This window comes from Sporichthyaceae bacterium, from assembly GCA_036493475.1.
Taxonomy (GTDB): Bacteria; Actinomycetota; Actinomycetes; order Sporichthyales; family Sporichthyaceae; genus DASQPJ01.
Genome location: DASXPS010000082.1, coordinates 1 through 20510 on the forward strand (window position 1 = coordinate 1; position 20510 = coordinate 20510).

Here is a 20510-nt window from a genome sequence, read left to right on the forward strand (position 1 = left end):
ATTGTTGGGTGCCGAGTGGTTCGTCGAGATCGGCCGCCCGCCCGGGCCGGTGCTGTGCGGCGACCTGTTCGATTCGCTGCGTCGGCCGCACAGATAGGCACTGAGGAGGTCCGTCGTGCGCCGGAAAATTCTCGGCGTGGCCGTACTCACGGCCGCGCTCGCGATCACCCTGTTCGGACTGCCGCTGGCCTACGCCGTGCACCAGCTGTACTTCTACGACGAGCGCAGCGAATTGGAGCGGGTCGCGCTGCGCAGCGCGTTGCACGCGTCGGCGGACCTGCCGAACGTGGCCGACGCGGTGGCCAACCAGCCGCGTGGGGTGACCGTGGCGGTGTACGGCACGGACCGGTTGCGCATCGCCGGGATCGGTCCGGAGGACGGTGGTGACCCGGTGGCCACCGCGATCTCCGGTGTCCCGGTCGAGCTGACCGCCGGGGCGAACCTGGTCACCGCGGTGCCCATCTACGACACCGACCATGTGGCCGCGGTGGTGCGCGCCTCCTCGGCCCGGTCGCATCTGACGCACAAGGTGAGCGGGGCGTGGGCGCTGATGCTCGGCCTGGCCGCGCTGGCCGGGGTCTGCAGCTCGGCATACGCCGCCGCGCAGGCCCGCCGACTGGCCCGGCCGCTGGTGTCCCTGGAGGCGGCCGCGGAGGAATTGGGTGACGGCAACTTCGCGGTGCGCGCCGAGGCCTGCGGGGTGGTGGAGATCGACCGCGCCGGTGCCGCACTGAACCGCACCGCGACGCGACTCGACGACATCCTGGCCCGCGAGCGGGCGTTCACCTCGGTGGCCTCGCACCAACTGCGCACCCCGCTCACCGACCTGCGCCTCGGCCTGGAACACGCGCTGACCGGTCCGGACTCCGGTCTGCGGGAGGCCGCGGTGGAAGCCATCGGTGGCGCGGACCGACTGTCCCGGACCATCGACGACGTGCTCACCCTGGCGCGCGGTGCTCCGCCCAGCACCGCCCTGCCGCTGGGTCCGATCCTGGACGACCTGCACCGGCGCTGGGTCGGACCGTTGCGGGCGGCCGGTCGCACGCTGACCGTCGTCGACGAGGACTCCGGCCCCGCGTTGGCCTCCGCGCCGGCGGTCCGCCAGATCCTGGACGTGCTGGTGGATAACGCGCTGACCCACGGCGCGGGTGCGGTGACGGTGACCGCGCGGTCCAGTGCCGGCGCCGTGGCCATCGACGTGGCCGATCAGGGGCACGCCGAGCGGCCGCTGATCCCGGATCAGACGCCACCGCCGGACGCCCCCCGTCGGCTGGGGCTGTCCATTGCCGCGTCGTTGGCCGCGGCGCAGAACGGCCGGTTGGTGCACGCCCGCACCGAGCCGACCACGCGGCTGACCGTGTTGCTGCCCGGCGCCGGCGAGGTGTCCTGACGGTCCTTACCGGGCGCCGACCCGCCGGGCTCGGCGCACCTCGAGCAGCACCGGGATCACCGACACCAACACCGCGAGCGCGACCACGGGTAACACGTAGCGGTCGATGCTGGGGATCCGGTGACCGACCTGGTGACCGGTCACCAGGATGCCGATCGTCCACACCAGCCCGCCGAGTACCTGCCAGAAGGTGAACACCCGCACCGGCACGTTCAGCGCACCGGCGAGCGGGTTGACCACGGTGCGCACCACCGGGATGAACCGGCCCAGCACCAGGGCCTTGGCCACCCCGTAGCGCTGGAGTTGCACGGTGGCCCGGGCTGCGGATTCCCGCAGCTTCGGATGTTTCGTACCGTCCAACAATGTGGGTCCGGCCCGGCGGCCGAGCAGGTAGCCGCATTGCGAGCCGAGCAGCGCGCCGGCCGCCGCGCAGACCAGCGCAGGCAGGTAGGACACGTGCAGGCCGTCCCGGGAGGATGCACTCAGCACGCCCGCGGTGAACAGCAACGAGTCGCCCGGCAGGAAGAAGCCGACCAGCAGACCGGTCTCGGCGAACAGGACCACCAGCAGCGCGGCCGGGCCGAGGGCGTCCAACCAGTCGTGCGGACTCAATGGGTTCACGGGGTTCAGCGTAGGAACTCCGGGCCCTGGCCGCAGGGTGACCCGGCGCACCGGCGGATTCTTCTTGCCCGGGGTTCACCGGTACCGGCCCGGTTTGTCGCCCGGTGCGAGCTAAGGTCGAGGCAGGCGCGTGTGGGCCGGGGGTAACGGGGGTGGATACGTGTCGACGGTGCGGGACGTCCTGGTCAGTGGTGTCGCGGTGATGCTGGCGGTGGTGGCGACCGTGCGGCTGGCGCATCGGCTGGCCGAGCGGTCGCAGCCCGAGCTCGTGCCGGACGAGTCGAACGAACCGGCACGGCGGGGCTGAGCGGGCCCGTGGGCTGCGCATCCGACGCCCCGTCACTCCCCACGGTGTTCGGGCTGCAGCCAGAATCCTGAGTGCTCTCCCGGGTAACCCAACCGCAGGGTGAAGAAAAGGTGAGCACGGCGCGGATTTCCGTCACACTGGGAGTTGCCCGCAACTCGCTCCGCCCGAAGGATGCCGCCCCGTGACCGAGGCGATCGAGCACGTCGCACGCGACCCACGGGTGTTGGTCGTGGAGGACGACCAGCAGATCGGTGCCGATCTGGTGGCCGCTCTGGCCGGCGCGGACTACGACGTCGCCTGGGCCCGCGATGGGGCCACCGCGTTGGTCAAGGCGCGCACCGGCGTCGAACTGGTGCTGCTCGACCTCGGGCTGCCGGACGGCGACGGCGTGGACGTGTGCCAGGCCCTGCGGGAGACCGACCCCGGCGTGGTGATTGTGGTGGTCACCGCCCGCACCGACGAGGCCGATGCGGTGCGCGCGCTGGACGCCGGCGCGGACGACTACGTGGCCAAGCCGTTCCGGCTGGCCGAACTGCTCGCCCGGGTCCGCGCGCACCTGCGCCGCGGGGCGCCGCGCGGTGAGGGCGACATCAGTCTCGGTGGGCTGCTGCTGGATCGCCGCTCCCGGCGCGCCTGGTACGCGGGTACCGAGCTGCCGCTGCGGCCCAAGGAGTTCGAGCTGCTCGAGGTGCTGTCCAGTCACGCCGGTGAGGCGGTGCGCCGGGAGACTTTGATGGACGAGGTCTGGGACGAGGACTGGCAGGGCTCCACCAAGACCCTTGACGTGCACATGGCCAACCTGCGGCGCAAACTCGCCGACGCCGGCGACAAATGGGAGCGGGTCGCCACGCTCCGCGGCTACGGGTACCGCTTCGAGATCGACTGATCACCCGTTCGGACGTCGGATGGAACCGTCCTTCCCGCTTCACTGAACAAGATCGTCGCCAGGGGGTGCGTCGAGCTGCGGGGGGTCCAGGGTGGCAGCGTGCTGGCGCGCTCCGGTCACGTCGGCGGTGCTCACCACAGCGCTTGCCTGCGGGCTCGCCTCGTGGGACAGCCCCGCGGCTGCGGCCCCCTCGCCCTCCCGAGTGTCAGGGAGGGAGGCCTCATTTGGCGTCAGCGAGAGAGGTCTCTCGTCCACCATGGCCACCCCGGCTCGGGCGGACCTCGGGGCGGGCGGCGCGCAGGCCGATGCCGGTGTGCTGGACACCCCGTCGATCTCCGCCGATGGCCGCTGGGTGGCCTTCGCCTCGGCCGCGGACAATCTGGTGCCCGACGACACCAACGACGTCCCGGACATCTTCGTGCGCGACCGGACCAGCGGGCTGACCAGGCGGATCAGCGTCACCGACACCGGTCTGCAGGCCAATGGCGCCAGTTCCTCGCCGGTGATCTCCGCGGACGGCCGCTGGGTGGCCTTCACCTCCTATGCGTCCAACCTCAGCCTCGGAGACCTGAACGTGCTCACCGGCGGCGCCGATGTGTTCCTGCACGACTTGGTTACCGGGCACACGGTGCGGGTGAGCGCCGCGGCGCTGGGTGTGTCCGCGAACGGGGAGAGCGATTTCCCAACGATCTCCGCGGACGGCCGTTATGTCGGGTTCGACTCCACCGCGAGCAACCTGGTGACCGGTGACACCAACAAATCCGGCGACGTGTTCGTCTGGGACCGCACCACGCAGCAGATCGTGCGGGCGAGTGTGGCCGCGGACGGCGCGGAGGCCGACGCAGGCAGCGGCCTGTCCTCGATCAGCGCCGACGGGTCGAAGCTCGCGTTTATCTCCGCCGCGGACAACCTGATCGGCGATGACTCCAATGGCTACTCCGATGCGTTCGTCAAGGACTTGCGCACCGGCAGCGTGACCCGGGTGGACGTGCAGAGCAGCGGCAAGCAGGCGCAGGGCGACGCGCAGGACGTGGCGCTGTCCCCGGACGGGCAGGTCGCTGCGTTTACCACCGCCTGGCCGATGACGCCCGACGACCGGAACTGGTCACCGGATGTCTACCGGTACGACCTGACGAGCCATCAGACAACATTGCTCAGCGGGCTCGGTGCGGACAGCGGTGCGGTGGGCTACGCCTACGGGGCGTCCCTGGATGCCACCGGTGACCAGATCGTATTCACCGCCGCGGTGCCCGGCGCCAGGCCGATCGGTTCGCAGGTCTACCTGTGGGACCAACGCACCGGTGTCACCAGCCGGCTGCCCGACCCGGCGGCGGACGGCACCAGCCACGCGGCGGTGATCAGTCCGGACGGGGCGCATGTGGCCTGGGCCTCGGTGGCGCAGAACCTGGTCCCGTTCGACAACAACCACGCCGAGGACGTCTTCGTGCTCGACCCGGGTGGTCCGACCTACCCGGTCTCGGGCCCGATGGGGATGCCCCGCGACGTCTATCCGCCGGACACCACCATCGTGTCCGGTCCGCCTACCGCCGGTGCACCCAGCGATGTGCAGTTCGCGTTCGCAGCCGACGAGACCCCGGTGCACTTCCAGTGCCGCTGGGACGTCGACCCGCAGACCGTGCCCGACTCCGCGGGTTGGGCCTCATGTCCGCAGAGTTTGGTCCGCCACCAGACCACCGGCCCGCACCGGTTGGAGGTGCGGGCCGTGGACGCGGCCGGCAATGCGGACGCCTCACCCGCGATCGCGGCGTTCAGCGTCGGCTGAAGGCTCTTAGTCCTCGACCTCGACGGGCACGTTGGTGTTGTCCACGCTGCGGTTGCCCAATTGCCCGTAGTGGTTGCGACCCCAGCACACGACGTCGCCCTGACCGCTGATCGCGCAGTTGTGGAACCAGCCGGCGACGACGTCGTGGGCGTCGCCCTCGAGGCCCTCCACCCGCCGCGGGGCCGCCAGGCCGTTGTTGCCGCCGTCGCCGAACTGGCCGAACAGGTTCTGGCCCCAGCACTCCAGGCCGTCGGTGGTTCGTGCGCAGGTGTGGTAGGCGCCCGCATCGATCTGCGAGACCCCGGAGTCAAGCCCGGTGACCGGGGTGGGCGACCAGTTGTCGGCGATGGAGGCGTCGCCGAGCTGGCCCCAGTGGTTGAAGCCCCAGCACAGGGCCGCGCCCTGGGTGGTGATCGCGCAGGTGTGGGCACCACCCGCCGAGATCTGCGCCACCGGGCCGATGCCGGTGACATCCACCGGCCGCGGCTCCAGGCCGGTGCTGCCGTTGCCCAACTCGCCGTACTCGTTGAGGCCCCAGCACTTCAAGCCGGCGTCGCTGAGGATGGCGCACGTGTGGAAGCCACCGGAGCTGATGGCGATCACCCCGGAGTTCAGACCGGCCGGGGTTACCGGGGTGGTGGAGTTACGTGACTGGCCGTTACCCAACTGCCCGGCCCGGCCGTGGCCCCAGCACTGCACCGCGCCGTCGGCGGTAAGCGCGCACATGTGGTACTCGCCGGCACTGATCGCCACCACATTGGCGGCCAAACCGCTCACCTGGACCGGCACCGAGGAGTCGTTGTTCGTGCCGTCGCCCAGTTGCCCGGACTTGTTGCTGCCCCAGCACCACACGGCGCCGGCCTCGGTGAGCGCGCAGGCGTAGGAGTGCCCGGCACTGATTGTGCGTACCCCGGTGGCCAGACCGGTCACCGGCACCGGCAGTGACGAACTGATCGTGGTGCCGTTGCCCAACTGACCCCAGTCGTTACGGCCCCAGCAGACCACTCCGCCGCCCGCGTTGGCGACCGTGGGAGTGTCGGTGGTGATGGCGCAGTTGTGATTCGCCCCGGCGGCGAGCGCGGTGGCCTGCAGCACACTCGGCGCGGCACCGGCCGGATTGGCCGACAGCCCACCCAGCGCGCCGGCGACCATCGCCAGCGTTGCCACGAACCTGATCGTTCTCACCACTGCACTCCTTTGTCGGCAGCCCCCTACTGCGGATCGTCGCCCACCGGCAGCGGTGTCGGGGAAGAGATCATCCATATGGAGCACAAAGTGGTGAGGAGTACATGCGCGTGCTCGCGCAAATGTCAGCCCGATCGGCCTACCGCGGCTTGATTTCGCCCATCGGGCCCCAGCCGGTGATGTCCGCGGAGTCCACGTAAACGATCGACGGCTGCGCGGCGACGAAGTCCGGGGCGGTCGCCATGAACTGTGCGACGTGCTTGGTGCCCATGTGCGCGGCCCCGGCATCGCCGTCGCGGAAGCACTCCACCGCAATGAACGTGTTGGGATCGTCGAGATCGCGGGACCACTCGAAGTAGACGTTGCCCGGCTCGGCGGTGACGTCCGCCCGGTACTGGCGGGCCAGCCCGAGAAACTCCTCGAGACGCTCGGGCCGGATCGGGAACTTGACGTTGATGAGGATCATGGTTTCGAGCGTAGGTGCTCAGCCGTAGCGGGCCACCGCGCGTGCCCTGGCCTTGGCTGCCTCGATCTCGCGGTTGCGCGGCGCCGCCGCGGTCACCAGCGCGGCCAGCAGTTCGGTCGAGGCGACCGCCACCGCGGCCACCGCCCGATCGAACGCGGCGGCGTTGGCGGCCGAGGGTTTGGTGGTGCCGGCGATCTTGCGCACGTATTGCAGCGCGGCCGCGCTGATCTCGTCCGGGGTCGAGGGCGGTTCGAAGTTGGCCAGCGGTCGAATGTTGCGACACATGCCCCGAGACTAGTTCGCAGCCGCCGGCTTGGCCTTTCGCCGGCGCGTCCGGTCGGTGATGATCGTGCCCTTGTCGATGACCAGGATGCGGGTGCTGGCCTCTTCGTGCACCTGCTGGAACTGCTCGGCAACCAGCACTCCGGTGCCGCGTGCCGCGATTTCCGTCAGTGCCGCGTACACGCCGTCGACCACCACCGGGGCCAGGCCCTGAGACGGCTCCTCGACCAGCAGCAGGCGTGGCTGCGGCATCATCGCCCGGGCGATGGCCACCATCTGCTGCTCACCGCCGGACAACGTGCCGGCCTTCTGCCGCGAGCGTTCGGACAGCACCGGGAACAGCTGGTGGACGTAGTCCAGGCCCTCCCGCTTGCGGGAGCGGGGCAGGGCCGCGGCACCCATCAGCAGGTTCTCCTCGACGGACAGGTTCGCGAATACCCGCCGGCCCTCCGGGGAAAAACCGATTCCCGCGGCCACCCGTTTGTGCGGCGCCCACCCGGCCACGCCCACCCCGTCCAGCCGGACAAATCCCTGGATCACCGGCACCGTGCCCATGATCGTCTTGAGCAGCGTCGACTTGCCCGCGCCGTTGGCGCCGAGCAGGGAGACCACCTCACCGGGGTTCACGTGCAGATCGACGTGGTGCAGCACAGCCTGTCCGGAGTAACCGGCGACCAATTGCTCCACCTCGAGGATGGGTCGGACGTGACCGGTCTCGGCGGTCACCGGTTCTGCCCGGTCATCGCAGCTGAGGCGCCGTCAGGTTGTTGCGCCCGCTCTGGTTCGTCGGTCTCCCAGAGGCTGAGGCCTTCCAGATACTCCAGCCGGGTGCCCAGGTAGCGGTCCTGCACCGTGCGGTTCAGGGCGATCTCCGCCGGCGTTCCCCGGGCGAGCACGGCGCCCTCGGTCAGCACATAGACCAGGTCGCAGGTGTCCAGTACGGCCTTCACGTAGTGCTCCACGATCAGCACGGTCAGCCCGAGGTCCTCGTGCAGCTTGCGGATCAGATCGAACAGCGCCGAGGACGAGGCGGGGTCCAACCCGGCGGCGGGTTCGTCGAGCAGCAGCAGGCGCGGGCCGGCCACCACCGCGCGGGCGATCTCGATGCGCCTGCGCGCGGAGAACTCCAGCGTGCCGACCCGCTCGTCCCAGTATTTGTCGACGCCCAGCAGGCGGGCCGCTGCCCAACCGACCTGCTCGACCCGGCGCATCTCCTGCCAGGCTCGCGGCCGGCCCACCAAGAACGCGACGGGGCTGGACTTGACCGCCTGGTAGGCACCCGCGCAGATGTTGTCCCCCGCGGTCAGTTCGGTGATGACCCGGGTGTTCTGGAAGGTGCGCGCGGTGCCCAACGCGGCCCGCGCCCACGGGGTCGCCCGGGTCACGTTCTTGCCGAAGATCTCGACCCGGCCGGAGTTCAGCGGGGCGAAGCCGGTGATGACGTTGAACAGCGTGGTCTTGCCGGCGCCGTTCGGGCCGATCATGCCGACCATCTGCCCGGTGGGTACGTCGATGCTCGCCCCGGTCAGCGCGTGGATCGCACCGAAGGACAGCTTCACGTCGCGGGTGCGGATCGCGTATTCGTTCTCCGGACGCGGTGGCAGCCACCGCTCGATGATCGCCAGGCATTCGGCGCGCTCGGCGTCGGTGAGTACCGACGTGCGTTCATCCGCCAGTCCCTCGGCCTGACGCAGCACCACGGTGGCCATCCGCTTGCGTTTGGTGCGCGCACGCCTCGCGCCGTATCGCCAGCGTCGTTCCAGATCCTGCATGCGCCCGCCGATGCCGCGCGAACCGAACAGCGCACCGATACCGAGGGTGAACGAGGCGACGAAGGCCTGATCGATGTGCCAGCGCTCGAGCAACACCGGCATCACCACGAGGTATGCAGCCACCATCAGAACCGAGGCCATGGAGTCGACGCCGGCCACCACCGGAATGGCCAACAGCAGCAGCGATTCCTGCACGCGGTAGGACAGGAACAGCGGTGGCGTGACGAACAACCAGCTGGCCAGCACACCGGCCACCCCCGCGAGGAAGCCGGCCAGGGTGAACGCGAGGACCCGGAACCAGGTGGCCGGGATGCCCAGCGCCGCAGCGGACTGACGGTTGTGTCCGACCAACAGGAAGGCCAACCCGACCGGGCTGCGCCGCAGCCGAACCAGCAGCACCAGCACGATCGCGAGCCAGCACAGCGAGTAGAAATAGAAGAGGTTGTCGTCGACCAGGTTCAGGCCCAGCGGCCTTCCGCGGTCGTCGTGCAGCGGGGCGCCACCGTTACCGCCGGAGGTACCACCGGAGAGGTAGCCGACGCCGTAGATCGTCGACTCCAGGGTCAGTTGCAGCCCGATGGTCATCACGATCATGTACATCGGGGGCAGCTTGCTGGACACCACGGCCAGCCCGGTCATCATCGCGGTCACCGCGCCGGTCGCCAGCACCGCGGCGACGATCCACGGCAGGCCCTTGCCCTGCTCGTCGCGGTCCAGCCAGTTCATCAGGTAGCAGGCAGTGGCGAACAGGCCCGCCGAACACAGCGCGATCTCCCGGGTCCAGCCCTGCAGCACCAGCAGACCGAGGCCCAGAATGGCGATCGGCACCGCGGCGGACATGCTGAACACCAGGTAGTCGGCAGTCAGGAACGGCCAGATCAGCAACCCGAGAGCCATCAGGATCGACCAGGGGCTGGCCATGGCCCGCAGCACCGGTCGGGTCCTGGTGATCGGTCCGTCGGCCGGCTGCTGCCTCATGTCTGATGGCCCGCGAGCTGGATGAAGTTCTCCCGGCGGAACCGGGCCGCAACGATGATCAACACGATCAACGCGGCGAACAGGATCACGTTCTGTCGGCCGACCCCGATGGTGCCCCACAGCCCGGCGACCAGCGCGGTGTTCAACACGCCGTAGACGATCGAACCGAGCAGCGCCAGCGGCACCGAGCGCATCCCGCCGACGATGGCCAGCAACAGGCCGATGACGAACAGACTGAGCATGCCGTCGACCGCGGACGCCACCGCGGAGGCATACAGCGCCCCCGCCGCGGCCGCGATCGCGCCGGACACCCCGTAGACCCCGGCGCCGATCAGCCGCAGCTTCGCCCCGCACCACACGCTGGCCTCGACGTCGTCGGAGATGGCCCGGATCGCCAAGCCGGTGTAGGTGTTGTTGAGGAACACCGTCAGCGCGACGACGATGCCGATCAGGATGAGCAGGACGGCCAACCGGTGGTAGGTCACCACGACCTTGAACACGCGGTGTCCGCCCTCCGGGAACGGACTGGTCGCCAGCGAGAAGCCACCGGGGCGCAGGTAGAAGCCGGACAGGTTGCCGACCACCAGCAACCCGGCGATGGAGATCACAGTGAGCGTGACGCCGGGCATCTCGGCCATCCAACGAGACATCACGACCGCGCCGAACAGCGTGGCCAGCACCGCGCCGGCGACCATCACCAGCAGCAGTGCGGGCACCGCAGGCAGCATCGGGTGCAACCCGAACCCGTCCTCGCGGTCCTGCCCGTTGACCAGCAGCGTGTAGGCCAGGCCGCCGAAGATGGCGAAGCCGCCGTGCACAAAGCCGATCGTCCGACTGATCCGATAGGTAAGGACGACGGCGACCGGCAACAGCCCGTACAGGCCGGCGGTCAGCGTGCCGAGCACGACGATGGACGGAAGCAAATTCCAGTGCACGGCGACCTCCCAGGACCGAGAAGCGTCGGACGTGGCCTGCGGGGAGAGTAAAGCAACCGTGACAATTCCGACCAGTCGGTCAATTCGCCCGCGGCCGCCCGGCCTCCGCGGGCGACACGCAGATATCAAAATCGTCGCGGATCTTGACACTAACGTAGTCACTCCAGTCACATATATCTCAGCAAGTGGCTCCTGCATCACCAGGTTGGATCACCTGGCTGGGCCGGGTCGACCTAGTTCGCGCGCGGTGGGGACTCGCGAACGTCGGCCCGGCCCTCCTTTGTGTCTCCCCGCCCGCGCCCGTTCTCGTGTCTCCCCCCCGCGCCCGTTCTCGTGTCGCCCCGCCCGCGCCCGTTCTCCTGTCGCCCCGCTCATTCATGAGCGCAGCGAGCTCTCTCATACGTGGAGCGTCGGTTTGGAGGCCCCGGAGGCCCGAAATCTGACGCCTCGCGTATGACAGTGGCCGTCCTAGCCAACGTGACCGCGGCGCTCCTCGGCGCGGGCGAATGCGCTGCGCAGGCGCGCGCCGAGCAGCCTCGGGTTGTTGGCCACGTGCCAGTTCCACCGCACGATGTCGAAGCCGAGCTCGCGGAGGATGCGCTCACGTTCCTGCTGGGCGCGCAGAGAGGCCATCGGGTCGCGTCCATCCATCGTGTACTTGGACTCGCCGTCGGCCTCGCCGACCAGAAGCAGCGGTTCCCAGTAGAAGTCCACGCGGATCGTGATGTAGCCGTCGTCGTAGAGGGTGACCTGGGTGGCGGGCATCGGTATGCCGATTTCGCGCATGGACAGCCGGGAGATCGATTCCAACACCGACTCACAGGCTGGGTCGGCGAACTCGACGCAGTCCCGGATAACTTCGATGCCCGGCCGTCTCTCGAGCTCATCGACTGTGGCGCGGAGCAGGGTCGGCGTGAACAGCTTCCCTTTGTACCCGGCGTCGGCGGCAACGACGCCGTTGTCCAGCCCGTGGTGCGCGGCCACGTCGAGCACCGTCCGGGCCGGGGTCGTGACGAGGACACCGTGCTTCGTCTCGAGGTGATGATCCGGCAGGCGTGCCACGCGCAGAAAATAGCCGTCGCGGTGGGTGCCATGAGTGCCCTGCCGGCCCTCCACCGCCACGGCCAGGTCGTTTGGGTAGGAATCCCGGACGGCGAGCCCGTGGATACGGGCGGCGGAGGTGTCGACCGCGACCAGCCTTCGCCGAGGCATGGCCAGACTGAGCGCGGCGATGTCCTGGGCGTGCAGCACGGGGTCGTTGTGCGTCGCCGCACGCCGGGCCTCGGCGACGATGTATACGCCGCGGCGCAACCGGATCAGTCGCCCGGCGCGTTGGGCCTGGCGCAGTTCGGCGAGCGTGTGACCCAGGGCGAGGGCGTGAGCCGCGCTGAACGGCTCGGTGTACGAGGGGTACGGCAGTCGCATGCAGCGACCTTGTCGAAAATCGCCCCGGCGTTCAGCTGAATCGTCGCCCTGTGGACAACCCGGCGGGCCGCGTCGGAGCACTGTCATACGTGAGTCGTCAAAAAGGGCCGCGGTACAACCCCGAATTTGACGACTGGCGTATGACAGAACTCGCTGCGCTCATGAATGAGCGGACGACACTGCCGTGGACGGCCCCTGGCTAGCGCGCCCGGCGCTGCAGGCGCTCGATGTCCAGCAGGACCACGGCGCGCGCCTCCAGGCGCAGCCAACCGCGGCCGGCGAAATCGGCGAGGGCCTTGTTCACGGTCTCCCGCGACGCCCCGACCAGCTGGGCCAACTCCTCCTGAGTGAGGTCGTGCGCCACGTGCAGGCCGTCGTCGTTGGGCACCCCGAACCGGTTGGACAGGTCGAGCAGGGCCTTGGCCACCCGCCCCGGCACGTCGGAGAACACCAGGTCGCCGACCACCTCATTGGTTCGGCGCAGCCGGCGGGAGAGCTGGCGGAGCAGCGACAGCGCCACCTCGGGACGGCCGGTCAGCCACGGCTTGAGGTCCGGGTGGGACATCGCGTACAGGCGGGATTCGGTGACCGCGGTGGCAGTGGAGGTGCGCGGACCGGGATCGAACAACGACAGCTCGCCGAACATCTCGCCGGGACCGAGCACGGAGAGCAGGTTTTCCCGGCCATCGCTGGAGGTACGACCCAGCTTCATCTTGCCCTCGATGACCACGTAGAGCCGGTCGCCGGTGTCACCCTCCCGGAACAGCACCTGCCCGCGCCCCAGGCTGACCTCGGTCATCGAGCGGCGCAACGAGTCCGCAGCATCCTCATCCAGGGCGCTGAACAGGGGCGCTCTCTTGATGACGTCGTCCACGGGGCACTTCCTTTCTGCCGGGTCGGCGGCAGGCGGGTAGGTGCCGAGCCGGACGCCGCCAGCGTAGTGCCGCGACGTGGCCCGCATCACACCCGGTGCGTCGCCGGACCACGGACCCGGGCACCACACAGCGAGATCGTCCACGCCCGCACGTACGCTGAGCAGATGGCCCGCTCGTTCGCCACGGAGACGGGGCTGGGCCGTACCCGTCGAGCCCGGCGGATCAGTCGCGAGCTGGCGCTGGCCTACCCGGACGCCCATTGCGAGCTGGACTTCCACAACCCCCTGGAGCTGCTGGTCGCCACGATTCTGTCCGCGCAGACCACCGACGTGCGGGTGAATCAGGTGACCCCGGTGCTGTTCGCGAAGTACCGCAGCGCGGCGGACTACGCCGGCGCTGACCGCGCCGAGATGGAGACCATCGTGGCCTCCACGGGGTTCTTCCGGGCCAAGACCAACTCGCTGCTCGGCATGGCTCAAGCACTGTGCGAGCGCTACGGCGGCGAGGTGCCGAACACCCTGGACGAACTGGTCACCCTGCCCGGGGTGGGCCGCAAGACGGCCAACGTGGTGCTCGGCAACGCCTTCGGCATCCCGGGCATCACCGTGGACACCCACTTCGGTCGGCTGTCCCGCCGATTCGGCTGGACCACCGAGACCGACCCGGTGAAGGTCGAGCACGAGGTCGGCGCGCTGATCCCCAAGAAGGAATGGACGGTGCTGTCGCACCGGATGATCTGGCACGGCCGGCGGCGCTGCTTCGCCCGCAAGCCCGCGTGCGGTGCCTGCCCGGTGGCGGAGTGGTGCCCGTCGTTCGGGGAGGGCGAGACCGACCCGGTCAAGGCCGCGAAGCTGGTCAAGGCCGGTCCCGTCGTCGCCGTGGATGCCTGAGGTGCGGGCGCTGTCCGCGGCGCTGGCCGTGACCGCGCTGCTGGCCGGGTGCGGCGCGGGCGGGCACGGACCGGTTGTCGCGGCTGCCCAGTCGGCATTGCCGGCGGCCACCGTGGACGAACGACCGGACGGACCGTCGGTGCCCTGCGCCGGCCTGGACCGCGCATTGGCCGGGGCGGGCGCGGCGAAGGCGGGCAAGAAGTTGCCGACGATCTCCTTGTCCTGCCTGGGCGGCGGCCCGGCGGTGTCACTGGCCGGCCTGCGCGGCCCGGCCGTGCTGAACATCTGGGCCAGTTGGTGCGGGCCGTGCGGGGACGAGGCGCCCTACCTGGTCGACGCTGAGCACAGCCTGGCCGGCCGGGTGCGCTTTGTCGGGCTGGACGTCTCCGACGAACCCGCCGACGCGCGGGCCTGGAATAACTACCACGGTGTCGGCTGGCCATCGCTGCGCGATCCGCACGGCGTGGTGCGCGGCCCGCTGCACGTGCCCGGCCCGCCGGTGACGTTCTTCCTCCGATCGGACGGAACCATCGCCGGGGTCCACTATGGTGCGTTCACCAGCGCGGACGAGGTGCGTCGGGCGGTGGAGACGAAACTCGGCGTCCGGGGCGCGGCGCCCGCGAAGGGAATTGGGTGAACCTGCCCGGCTGGCTCGACCCGTTGGTCGAGGTCGCGGCCTCCGTCCAAGCTGAACAGCTCAGTGGATTCCTGCCGCCCGAGGACGGCGGCGGCCGCCCGTCCGCGGTGCTGATGCTGTTCTGGTCCGACGAGCAACGCGGCATCCAGGTGCTGCTCATTGAACGCGCCCGCGGGTTGCGCCGGCACGCCGGGCAGCCGGCGTTCCCCGGTGGGGTGCTGGATCCGGGCGACGCGGGTCTGGCCGCGGCCGCGTTGCGGGAGACCGTCGAGGAAACCGGTCTGGACCCGTCCGGGGTGCAGGTCTTCGCCACGCTGCCCGCGGTGTTCATCCCGTTCACGGGTTACGTGGTGACCCCGGTGCTCGCCTGGTGGCGGGAGCCGTCGCCGGTGGCCGCGGTGGACCCGGCCGAGGTGGCGGCGGTGCACGCTGTGGCGCTGGCGGACCTGGTGAACCCGGACAACCGGGTGACGGTGCATCACCCGCCGACCGGACGGACGATGCCGGGCTTCCGAGTGAACGGCATGCTGGTGTGGGGCTTCACCGCCGGCCTGTTGGACAAACTGATCCGCCTGGCCGGGTGGGAGCGGCCGTGGTCACCCGAGGTCGTGGTGGATCTGCCCGACGATGTGTTGCGCCTGGCGGGCTACCCGCAGCCGGACGAGGTCGAGTTCGCGAACGAGGTCGACGCGTGAGCGAGCGCAGCGAGGTCTGCCGGTGAGCATGGTCGACGTCATTCTGTGCATCTCGGCGCTGTCCTTCGCGGTGGCCGGGTATCGGCAGGGGTTCCTGATCGGTTTCTGCGCCTTCGCCGGGTTCATCAGTGGCGGGCTGATCGGCATCTTCCTGGCGCCCAAGATCGTCAAGGTGGTGCACGACCAGCTCAGCCAGGCGATCTTCGCCGTCGGTCTGGTGCTGACCCTGGCCACCATCGGGCAGTTACTCGGCTCGGTCGCGGGCACCACGATGCGCACTCGCCTGATGTGGCGGCCCGGACACATCATCGACGCGAGCACCGGAGCGGTGTTCGGCGTCATCTCGCTGTTGGTGGTGGCCTGGTTCGTGGGCAACGCGCTGGCCCGCGCGCCGATCCCGAACGTCACCAAGAAGGTGCGCGACTCCGAGATCCTGGCCGCGGTCAACAAGGTGATGCCCGCGTCGGCGAACAAGCTGGACCGCTCGCTGTCCCGGATGTTGAACAAGAACGGGCTGACCCAGGTGTTCGGGCCGTTCGACAACGAACGCATCCTGCCGGTGAACCCGCCGGACTCCGGGCCATTGGCCGCGCCGGAGATACGGGCCGCCCGCAAGAGCGTGGTCAAGGTCGAGGGCGCCGCGCTGTCCTGCCGCAAGGCGTTGGAGGGCAGCGGGTTCGTCTTCGCCAAGGAACACGTGATGACCAACGCCCACGTGGTGGCCGGGGTAACCGACCCGACGGTGTCGGTGGGCGGCACCGGGCAGCGGTTGCCGGGCCGGGTCGTGTTGTTCGATTCGCGCCGGGACATCGCGGTGATCTACGTGCCGGGACTGGATGCCCCCGCGCTGCACTTCGACCTGTCCGGGGCGCGCCGCGACTCGGCGGTGGCCGCGGGCTTCCCGCTCAACGGTCCCTACCAATTGGCCAAGGCCCGCATCCGGGAGGAAATCAACGCACGCGGTCCGGACATCTACGACGAGGGCACGGTGGATCGCGACGTGTTCTCCATCTACGCCGAGATCGAGCCGGGCAACTCCGGCGGCCCGCTGCTGTCCCCGGACGGCGACGTGTTCGGGGTGATCTTCGCCAAGTCGGTGGAGAGCAGCGAGACCGGTTACGCATTGACCTCCACGGAGGTTCAGCCCGACGCGACCAAGGCGCGGAACGCGACGGATCGCGTCGGCACTGCCTCCTGCGTGTAAGGCGGCGCTACTAGAACCCGCGGGGGTGCCCGCCGAAGCCACGCCAGCAGCTGTTCGGGTTGCAGCGCTCCAGGTCGTCGTCCCAGTGCCGGGCCTGACGCGGGTGGCGCGGCTCGAACAGGGTGCTGCGCCCGTCGTTGCGGCCGTCGTTGCGCCCGTCGTTGCGGCCGTCGCCGTGGTGACGGTCGTGGTGGTGGCGACCGTAGTGGTGCCAGTTGTCCCAGTCGTGGTCCGGACCCGGCGCGGCGAACGCGGTGCCGCCGCCGAACACCAGGGCGGAGCCGGCCAGGCCGACGGCCGAGGTGAGCAGCGCGGCGCGGCGCAGCAGGTGCGTTGCGTTCATGGTTCCCCCAAGCGATGTGGTGACGTCCCGCGCCGTATCGGCATATGCCTGACTTCGACGGCTTGTGCCCCATTGGCACCCCTCGCGGGTGGACGCCGCCAGCGGGCTGCGCCGAACGGGTCAGGACGAAAGCCAGTGCAGCAGCGCGGCGGTCACCGCGTCCGGTGTCTCCTCGTGCGGGAAGTGCCCGGCGCCGCTGACCGTGGACCAGGAGTACGGCCCGGTCACGTACTGCCCCGAGCCCGCCGCGCTGGACGGCAGGATCACCGGGTCACGCGCCCCGTGCAGCTGCAGTACCGGGCGGGAGATCGGGGTCTGCATGCGCCGGGCGAAGCGCATGCCGTCCGGGCGGAACAGCGAGCGCACGGCCCAGCGGTGGTACTCCAGCGAACAGTGCGCCACCGCCTCGATCTGCATGGCCCGCCGGTACCGGGCCACAGTGTCGGGATCGAGCCAGTGCTCGGCGGCGGACCAGGTCCGCAACAGCGTTTCCACCTCGGCGGAGCCGTCCGCGGTCAGCTTCCGCTCCGGTACCCACGGCCGCTGGTAACCCAACACGTAGGACGACGCGGCGAGTTGGCGCCGGTCGGCGGCCACCGCCGCGCGCATGCGCCGGGGGTGCGGGGCGGACAGCACCACGAGGCCGGCGACGGTCCTCGACTCGAGCACCGCGGTGGTCCAGCCGAGCAGGCCGCCCCAGCCGTGCCCGACGAGAGTGGCCGTGGCGCTGCCCAGTGAGCGGACCACCCCGGCCACGTCACCGGACAGCGTGAACGGGTCGTAGCCGCGCGGGGTCTTGTCGCTGCCGCCGTAGCCGCGCAGGTCCATGGCCACCGCGCGGTAGCCGGCCTCGGCGAGCGCCGAAAGTTGCCGGCGCCAGGTCCACCAGAACATCGGGAAGCCGTGCAGCAGCAGCACCAGCGGGCCCTCGCCGGCCTCGACCACGTGGAATCGGGCCCCGTTGGCGGCGACCTGCCGATGTGTCCAGGGACCGTCCGCCAGGACGACGTCGTCGTCCTCTGCCATGACGGGCGGTCAGCCGGCCGGGGTGGCGTTCTTCGTGCCCTTGTCCCTGTTCTTCAGTGCCGCGACGGTGTCCTTGGCGGTGCGCACGGTGCGTTGGGGTGGGCCCAACTTCTTCATCGCGCTGCGCCCGACGAGGGCGAAGATCGCCGCGAAGAACAGGTAAATGCCCATGACGATGAGAAAGCCGGCCCAGATCGGGACCAGTTCGGCGAACCCGTAGGCAGCCGCGAATGAGCCCATCACCAGGCCGAATATCCCGAAGACGGCCGCGCCGCCGAGGGCACCGCCGCCCACCGCAGCTTTCCTCACCTCCGAGCTCAGCTCGAGTTTGGCCAGTTCGATCTCGCTGCGCACCAGCACCGACATGTCCCGGCTGGCCGCGGCGACCAGTTCGCCCAGCGACTGTTCGGTCGCGGTCGGTGCCTCGCTCATCGTCGCGCCTCCGCTCGAGTGGAAAGTCGGTGCGCGACATCCTGCCCCCCGGGCCGGCGCGCACACTCCCCGCCCCGCGCTCCGATGCCGATGGGGATGGGTAGGCTGGTCGACAGGTGTGCCGGGAAGTCTGGTCGGCGGTTCGTTTGTCGACGCCCCGGGGAGTCCGTAGTGCTGGATGCACCCTTGGCCGCCCACTTCGTGTCGGTGGCGCTGGTGTTGATCTTGTTCGACGGCGGCGGCGGGCTGGGAGCGGCGCGACCCGGCCGGTTGTGGCGGCCGATCCTCACCCTCGGTCTGCCGGGCACGGTGCTCTCGGCGGCGGGACTGGCGGCCGGCGCGCACTGGCTGCTCGGGTTCGACTGGCACCCCGCGCTGCTGCTGGGTGCCGCCTTTGCACCCACCGATCCCGCAGTGGTGTTCGCGCTGGTTCGGGAGTCCCACACCGAGCGTTCGGCGGTCGGATTGGTGCTCGAGGGTGAGTCCGGCGCCAACGACATCGTCGGCATCGTGCTGGCCGCGACGTTGGGCTTCGCGTTCGCCGGGTACAGCCTCACCGACCTGCTCAACAGCTCGGTGTTCCTGCCGGCCTTCACCGCGGGTATTTGGTGGGGGCATCGCGGCGGACGATCCGTGCCGACGCTGGTGGTGCGGGCCGCTCGGGTCGCCGCCTTCGGGGTCCTCGCGCTCACCCTGCATCCGGACGTGCTGCGCCACACCAACGTGTGGGGGCCCGGCCTGGCGCTGGGTGCGCTGGCCGCGTTCGTGGTGCGACCGGCGGCGGTGGCGCTGTGTCTGGCCGGCTCCGCGTTTTCCGTCCGCGAGCGCGCGATCCTCGGCTGGGTGGGCCTCAAGGGCGCGGTGCCGCTGCTGCTGGGTCTGCAGTTGGTGGTGCACAACACCCCGGCCGCGCCCCGGTTATACGGCGTGGTGGTGATCGCCGTTCTGTTCTCCCTGTTCGTGCAGGGTGGCACGGTCGCCCCCCTGCTGCGCCGACTAACGTCGCCTGCATGAGCCCCACATCGCCATTCCTGCCCGCGGCGCTCGGCGCCTACGTCGAGGCGCACGCCGGCCCGGCCGACGGTTTGCTGCGCGAGTTGGCCGAGTACAACGCGGGCCTCGGGCGGGCCTCGAGCATGCAGATCTCCGCGAGCCAGGGTGCGTTCATGACGCTGCTGGCCCGGCTGGTCGCGCCCCGGTTCGCGGTTGAGGTCGGCACGTTCACCGGGTATTCCTCGATCTGTGTCGCCCGGGCGCTCGCGCCGGACGGGCGTCTGCTCTGTTGTGATGTCAGCGAGGAGTGGACCTCGATCGCCCGCAAGTACTGGGAGCGGGCCGCTCTCACCGATCGCATCGAGCTGCGGTTGGCGCCGGCCGCCGAGACGCTGCGCGCGCTGCCCGACGAGCCCGCCATCGACTGGGCGTTCATCGACGCGGACAAGACCGGCTACCGCACCTACTGGGACGAGATTGTGCCGCGGTTGCGTCCCGGCGGGCTGGTGCTGGTGGACAACGTGCTGTGGTCCGGCAAGGTGGTGGACGCGACGGTCCACGACCCCGACACCGTCGCGCTGCGGGAGTTCAACGACTACGTGCTGACCGACGACCGGGTCGAGCAGGTGCTGGTGCCGGTGGCCGACGGGCTGACGATCGCGCGCAAGCGGTAGCTCAGCTCGCTCACTGCGCGCGCAGCACGCGCTGGGCGAGCAAATCGCGCAGTGCGCGGGTGTGCCGGCGACTGACCGGCAGCTCGTCGGTGCCGACGACCACGGTGGCCCGGCCCGGCGCGAACCGCACCTCGTGCACGTGGGCCAGCGACACCAGGAAGCTGCGGTGGATGCGCACGAAACCGGCCGCCGCCCAGCGCTCCTCGAGCGTGGACATCGGCACCCGCACCAGATGCGAGTCGGTCGCGGTGAACATTCGCGCGTAGTCACCGCGGGCCTGCACGTAGCGCACCTCGGCGCGCGGCACCAAACGGGTGACCCCGGCCAGTTCGATGGCGATCGACTCCGCGTCGCTCGGCGCGGGCGGTGCGGTCCTGGGTAGTGCCGCCATCGCCGCGATCCGCCGCACCGCCTCGCGCAGCCGCTCCGGGCGGATCGGTTTGAGCAAGTAGTCCGCCGCGGCCAGATCGAAAGCGTCCAGGGCATGCGCGTCCGAGGCCGTCACGAACACCAGTGCCGGGGCGTGCGGCATGCGGTTGACCGCGCGGGCCACGTCCACCCCGGACAGATCCGGCATCTGGATGTCCAGGAACACCGCGTCCGGCGCGGCCTCGGTGACCATCCGCAGCGCCTCGGCGCCGCTGCGCGCGGTGAGTACCCGATCCACCCGGGGGTCGGCCCGCAGCAGGAAACCGAGCTCGGACAGGGCCG

The 20510-nt window shown here is 70.2% G+C and carries 23 protein-coding genes; 10 read left to right on the forward strand and 13 right to left on the reverse strand.

Translation table 11 applies throughout. The annotated features are described in order from the left end of the window. Positions 1-136: 136 nt before the first annotated feature. The gene (locus tag VGJ14_09050; protein ID HEY2832559.1) at positions 137-1390 is read left to right on the forward strand and encodes a HAMP domain-containing sensor histidine kinase; all 1254 of its coding nucleotides are present in this window, start codon (positions 137-139) and stop codon (positions 1388-1390) included. A 6-nt stretch (positions 1391-1396) separates the two neighbouring features. Here VGJ14_09050 and VGJ14_09055 read toward each other — a convergent pair whose 3' ends face one another. Further along, the gene (locus VGJ14_09055; protein ID HEY2832560.1) at positions 1397-2011 is read right to left on the reverse strand and encodes a DedA family protein; all 615 of its coding nucleotides are present in this window, start codon (positions 2009-2011) and stop codon (positions 1397-1399) included. Between the two features lie 160 nt (positions 2012-2171). On the opposite strand from VGJ14_09055, the gene VGJ14_09060 reads away from it, so the two are divergent. From VGJ14_09060 to VGJ14_09070, 3 genes are all read left to right on the forward strand, one after another. Beyond that, positions 2172-2318 (forward strand): hypothetical protein, encoded by a 147-nt coding sequence (locus VGJ14_09060; protein ID HEY2832561.1) that lies wholly within the window; start codon positions 2172-2174, stop codon positions 2316-2318. A 181-nt stretch (positions 2319-2499) separates the two neighbouring features. Next, positions 2500-3204 (forward strand): response regulator transcription factor, encoded by a 705-nt coding sequence (locus VGJ14_09065; GenBank protein ID HEY2832562.1) that lies wholly within the window; start codon positions 2500-2502, stop codon positions 3202-3204. 256 nt (positions 3205-3460) lie between these two features. Next, a complete protein-coding gene (locus tag VGJ14_09070; protein ID HEY2832563.1) occupies positions 3461-4987 on the forward strand; it encodes a hypothetical protein in 1527 nt (508 codons plus the stop codon). A gap of 6 nt (positions 4988-4993) precedes the next feature. Here the strand turns inward: VGJ14_09070 and VGJ14_09075 are convergent, their stop codons facing one another. The 8 genes from VGJ14_09075 to VGJ14_09110 form a co-directional block, all read right to left on the reverse strand. Beyond that, positions 4994-6172 carry a hypothetical protein gene (locus VGJ14_09075; protein HEY2832564.1) on the reverse strand — a complete coding sequence of 393 codons (1179 nt, stop codon included), beginning with the start codon at positions 6170-6172 and terminating at the stop codon, positions 4994-4996. 139 nt (positions 6173-6311) lie between these two features. Continuing rightward, positions 6312-6638 carry a putative quinol monooxygenase gene (locus tag VGJ14_09080; protein HEY2832565.1) on the reverse strand — a complete coding sequence of 109 codons (327 nt, stop codon included), beginning with the start codon at positions 6636-6638 and terminating at the stop codon, positions 6312-6314. A gap of 18 nt (positions 6639-6656) precedes the next feature. After that, positions 6657-6923, reverse strand: a complete 267-nt coding sequence (locus tag VGJ14_09085; protein ID HEY2832566.1) for a DUF2277 domain-containing protein — start codon at positions 6921-6923, stop codon at positions 6657-6659. 9 nt (positions 6924-6932) lie between these two features. Next, on the reverse strand, positions 6933-7646 hold the full coding sequence (locus VGJ14_09090; protein HEY2832567.1) for an ABC transporter ATP-binding protein: 714 nt from the start codon (positions 7644-7646) through the stop codon (positions 6933-6935). Beyond that, positions 7643-9670, reverse strand: a complete 2028-nt coding sequence (locus VGJ14_09095) for an ATP-binding cassette domain-containing protein (GenBank protein HEY2832568.1) — start codon at positions 9668-9670, stop codon at positions 7643-7645. The genes VGJ14_09090 and VGJ14_09095 overlap by 4 nt, the downstream gene beginning before the upstream one ends. After that, positions 9667-10605, reverse strand: coding sequence for a branched-chain amino acid ABC transporter permease (locus VGJ14_09100; GenBank protein ID HEY2832569.1), 939 nt, complete (start codon positions 10603-10605; stop codon positions 9667-9669). Before VGJ14_09100 ends, VGJ14_09095 begins: the two co-directional genes overlap by 4 nt. 468 nt (positions 10606-11073) lie before the next feature. Continuing rightward, a complete protein-coding gene (locus VGJ14_09105) occupies positions 11074-12030 on the reverse strand; it encodes a hypothetical protein (protein ID HEY2832570.1) in 957 nt (318 codons plus the stop codon). 199 nt (positions 12031-12229) lie between these two features. Then, positions 12230-12904 carry a Crp/Fnr family transcriptional regulator gene (locus tag VGJ14_09110; protein ID HEY2832571.1) on the reverse strand — a complete coding sequence of 225 codons (675 nt, stop codon included), beginning with the start codon at positions 12902-12904 and terminating at the stop codon, positions 12230-12232. Between the two features lie 165 nt (positions 12905-13069). Here VGJ14_09110 and nth point away from each other — a divergent pair, with 165 nt between their 5' ends. The 4 genes from nth to VGJ14_09130 are packed head-to-tail and all read left to right on the forward strand — an operon-like array spanning position 13070 to position 16331. Further along, the gene (nth, locus tag VGJ14_09115; protein HEY2832572.1) at positions 13070-13795 is read left to right on the forward strand and encodes an endonuclease III; all 726 of its coding nucleotides are present in this window, start codon (positions 13070-13072) and stop codon (positions 13793-13795) included. Beyond that, a complete protein-coding gene (locus tag VGJ14_09120; protein ID HEY2832573.1) occupies positions 13788-14432 on the forward strand; it encodes a TlpA disulfide reductase family protein in 645 nt (214 codons plus the stop codon). The genes nth and VGJ14_09120 overlap by 8 nt, the downstream gene beginning before the upstream one ends. After that, positions 14429-15127, forward strand: a complete 699-nt coding sequence (locus tag VGJ14_09125) for a CoA pyrophosphatase (GenBank protein ID HEY2832574.1) — start codon at positions 14429-14431, stop codon at positions 15125-15127. The genes VGJ14_09120 and VGJ14_09125 overlap by 4 nt, the downstream gene beginning before the upstream one ends. 28 nt (positions 15128-15155) lie before the next feature. Beyond that, positions 15156-16331: a MarP family serine protease gene (locus tag VGJ14_09130; GenBank protein HEY2832575.1), complete on the forward strand. Its 1176-nt coding sequence runs from the start codon at positions 15156-15158 to the stop codon at positions 16329-16331. A gap of 10 nt (positions 16332-16341) precedes the next feature. Here the strand turns inward: VGJ14_09130 and VGJ14_09135 are convergent, their stop codons facing one another. The 3 genes from VGJ14_09135 to VGJ14_09145 form a co-directional block, all read right to left on the reverse strand. Continuing rightward, entirely contained in the window at positions 16342-16674 is a 333-nt protein-coding gene (locus VGJ14_09135) for a hypothetical protein (GenBank protein ID HEY2832576.1), read from the reverse strand. 120 nt (positions 16675-16794) lie between these two features. Continuing rightward, the gene (locus VGJ14_09140; GenBank protein ID HEY2832577.1) at positions 16795-17700 is read right to left on the reverse strand and encodes an alpha/beta hydrolase; all 906 of its coding nucleotides are present in this window, start codon (positions 17698-17700) and stop codon (positions 16795-16797) included. A 9-nt stretch (positions 17701-17709) separates the two neighbouring features. Next, entirely contained in the window at positions 17710-18132 is a 423-nt protein-coding gene (locus VGJ14_09145) for a phage holin family protein (protein HEY2832578.1), read from the reverse strand. Between the two features lie 171 nt (positions 18133-18303). On the opposite strand from VGJ14_09145, the gene VGJ14_09150 reads away from it, so the two are divergent. Beyond that, positions 18304-19146 (forward strand): cation:proton antiporter, encoded by an 843-nt coding sequence (locus VGJ14_09150; GenBank protein ID HEY2832579.1) that lies wholly within the window; start codon positions 18304-18306, stop codon positions 19144-19146. Next, a complete protein-coding gene (locus VGJ14_09155) occupies positions 19143-19799 on the forward strand; it encodes an O-methyltransferase (GenBank protein ID HEY2832580.1) in 657 nt (218 codons plus the stop codon). The genes VGJ14_09150 and VGJ14_09155 overlap by 4 nt, the downstream gene beginning before the upstream one ends. Before the next feature lie 10 nt (positions 19800-19809). Here VGJ14_09155 and VGJ14_09160 read toward each other — a convergent pair. Next, the coding region (locus VGJ14_09160; GenBank protein HEY2832581.1) for a LytTR family DNA-binding domain-containing protein at positions 19810-20510 on the reverse strand (701 nt) is incomplete at its 5' end.

Excerpts from the sequence above, each read along its gene's own strand:
- VGJ14_09140 (HEY2832577.1), bottom strand. The coding sequence starts at position 17,700 with ATGGCAGAGGACGACGACGTCGTCCTGGCGGACGGTCCCTGGACACAT.
- VGJ14_09145 (HEY2832578.1), bottom strand. The coding sequence starts at position 18,132 with ATGAGCGAGGCACCGACCGCGACCGAACAGTCGCTGGGCGAACTGGTC.
- VGJ14_09085 (HEY2832566.1), bottom strand. The coding sequence starts at position 6,923 with ATGTGTCGCAACATTCGACCGCTGGCCAACTTCGAACCGCCCTCGACC.
- VGJ14_09155 (HEY2832580.1), top strand. The coding sequence starts at position 19,143 with ATGAGCCCCACATCGCCATTCCTGCCCGCGGCGCTCGGCGCCTACGTC.
- VGJ14_09095 (HEY2832568.1), bottom strand. The coding sequence starts at position 9,670 with ATGAGGCAGCAGCCGGCCGACGGACCGATCACCAGGACCCGACCGGTG.
- VGJ14_09080 (HEY2832565.1), bottom strand. The coding sequence starts at position 6,638 with ATGATCCTCATCAACGTCAAGTTCCCGATCCGGCCCGAGCGTCTCGAG.
- VGJ14_09120 (HEY2832573.1), top strand. The coding sequence starts at position 13,788 with ATGCCTGAGGTGCGGGCGCTGTCCGCGGCGCTGGCCGTGACCGCGCTG.
- VGJ14_09105 (HEY2832570.1), bottom strand. The coding sequence starts at position 12,030 with ATGCGACTGCCGTACCCCTCGTACACCGAGCCGTTCAGCGCGGCTCAC.
- nth (HEY2832572.1), top strand. The coding sequence starts at position 13,070 with ATGGCCCGCTCGTTCGCCACGGAGACGGGGCTGGGCCGTACCCGTCGA.
- VGJ14_09070 (HEY2832563.1), top strand. The coding sequence starts at position 3,461 with ATGGCCACCCCGGCTCGGGCGGACCTCGGGGCGGGCGGCGCGCAGGCC.
- VGJ14_09130 (HEY2832575.1), top strand. The coding sequence starts at position 15,156 with ATGGTCGACGTCATTCTGTGCATCTCGGCGCTGTCCTTCGCGGTGGCC.
- VGJ14_09135 (HEY2832576.1), bottom strand. The coding sequence starts at position 16,674 with ATGAACGCAACGCACCTGCTGCGCCGCGCCGCGCTGCTCACCTCGGCC.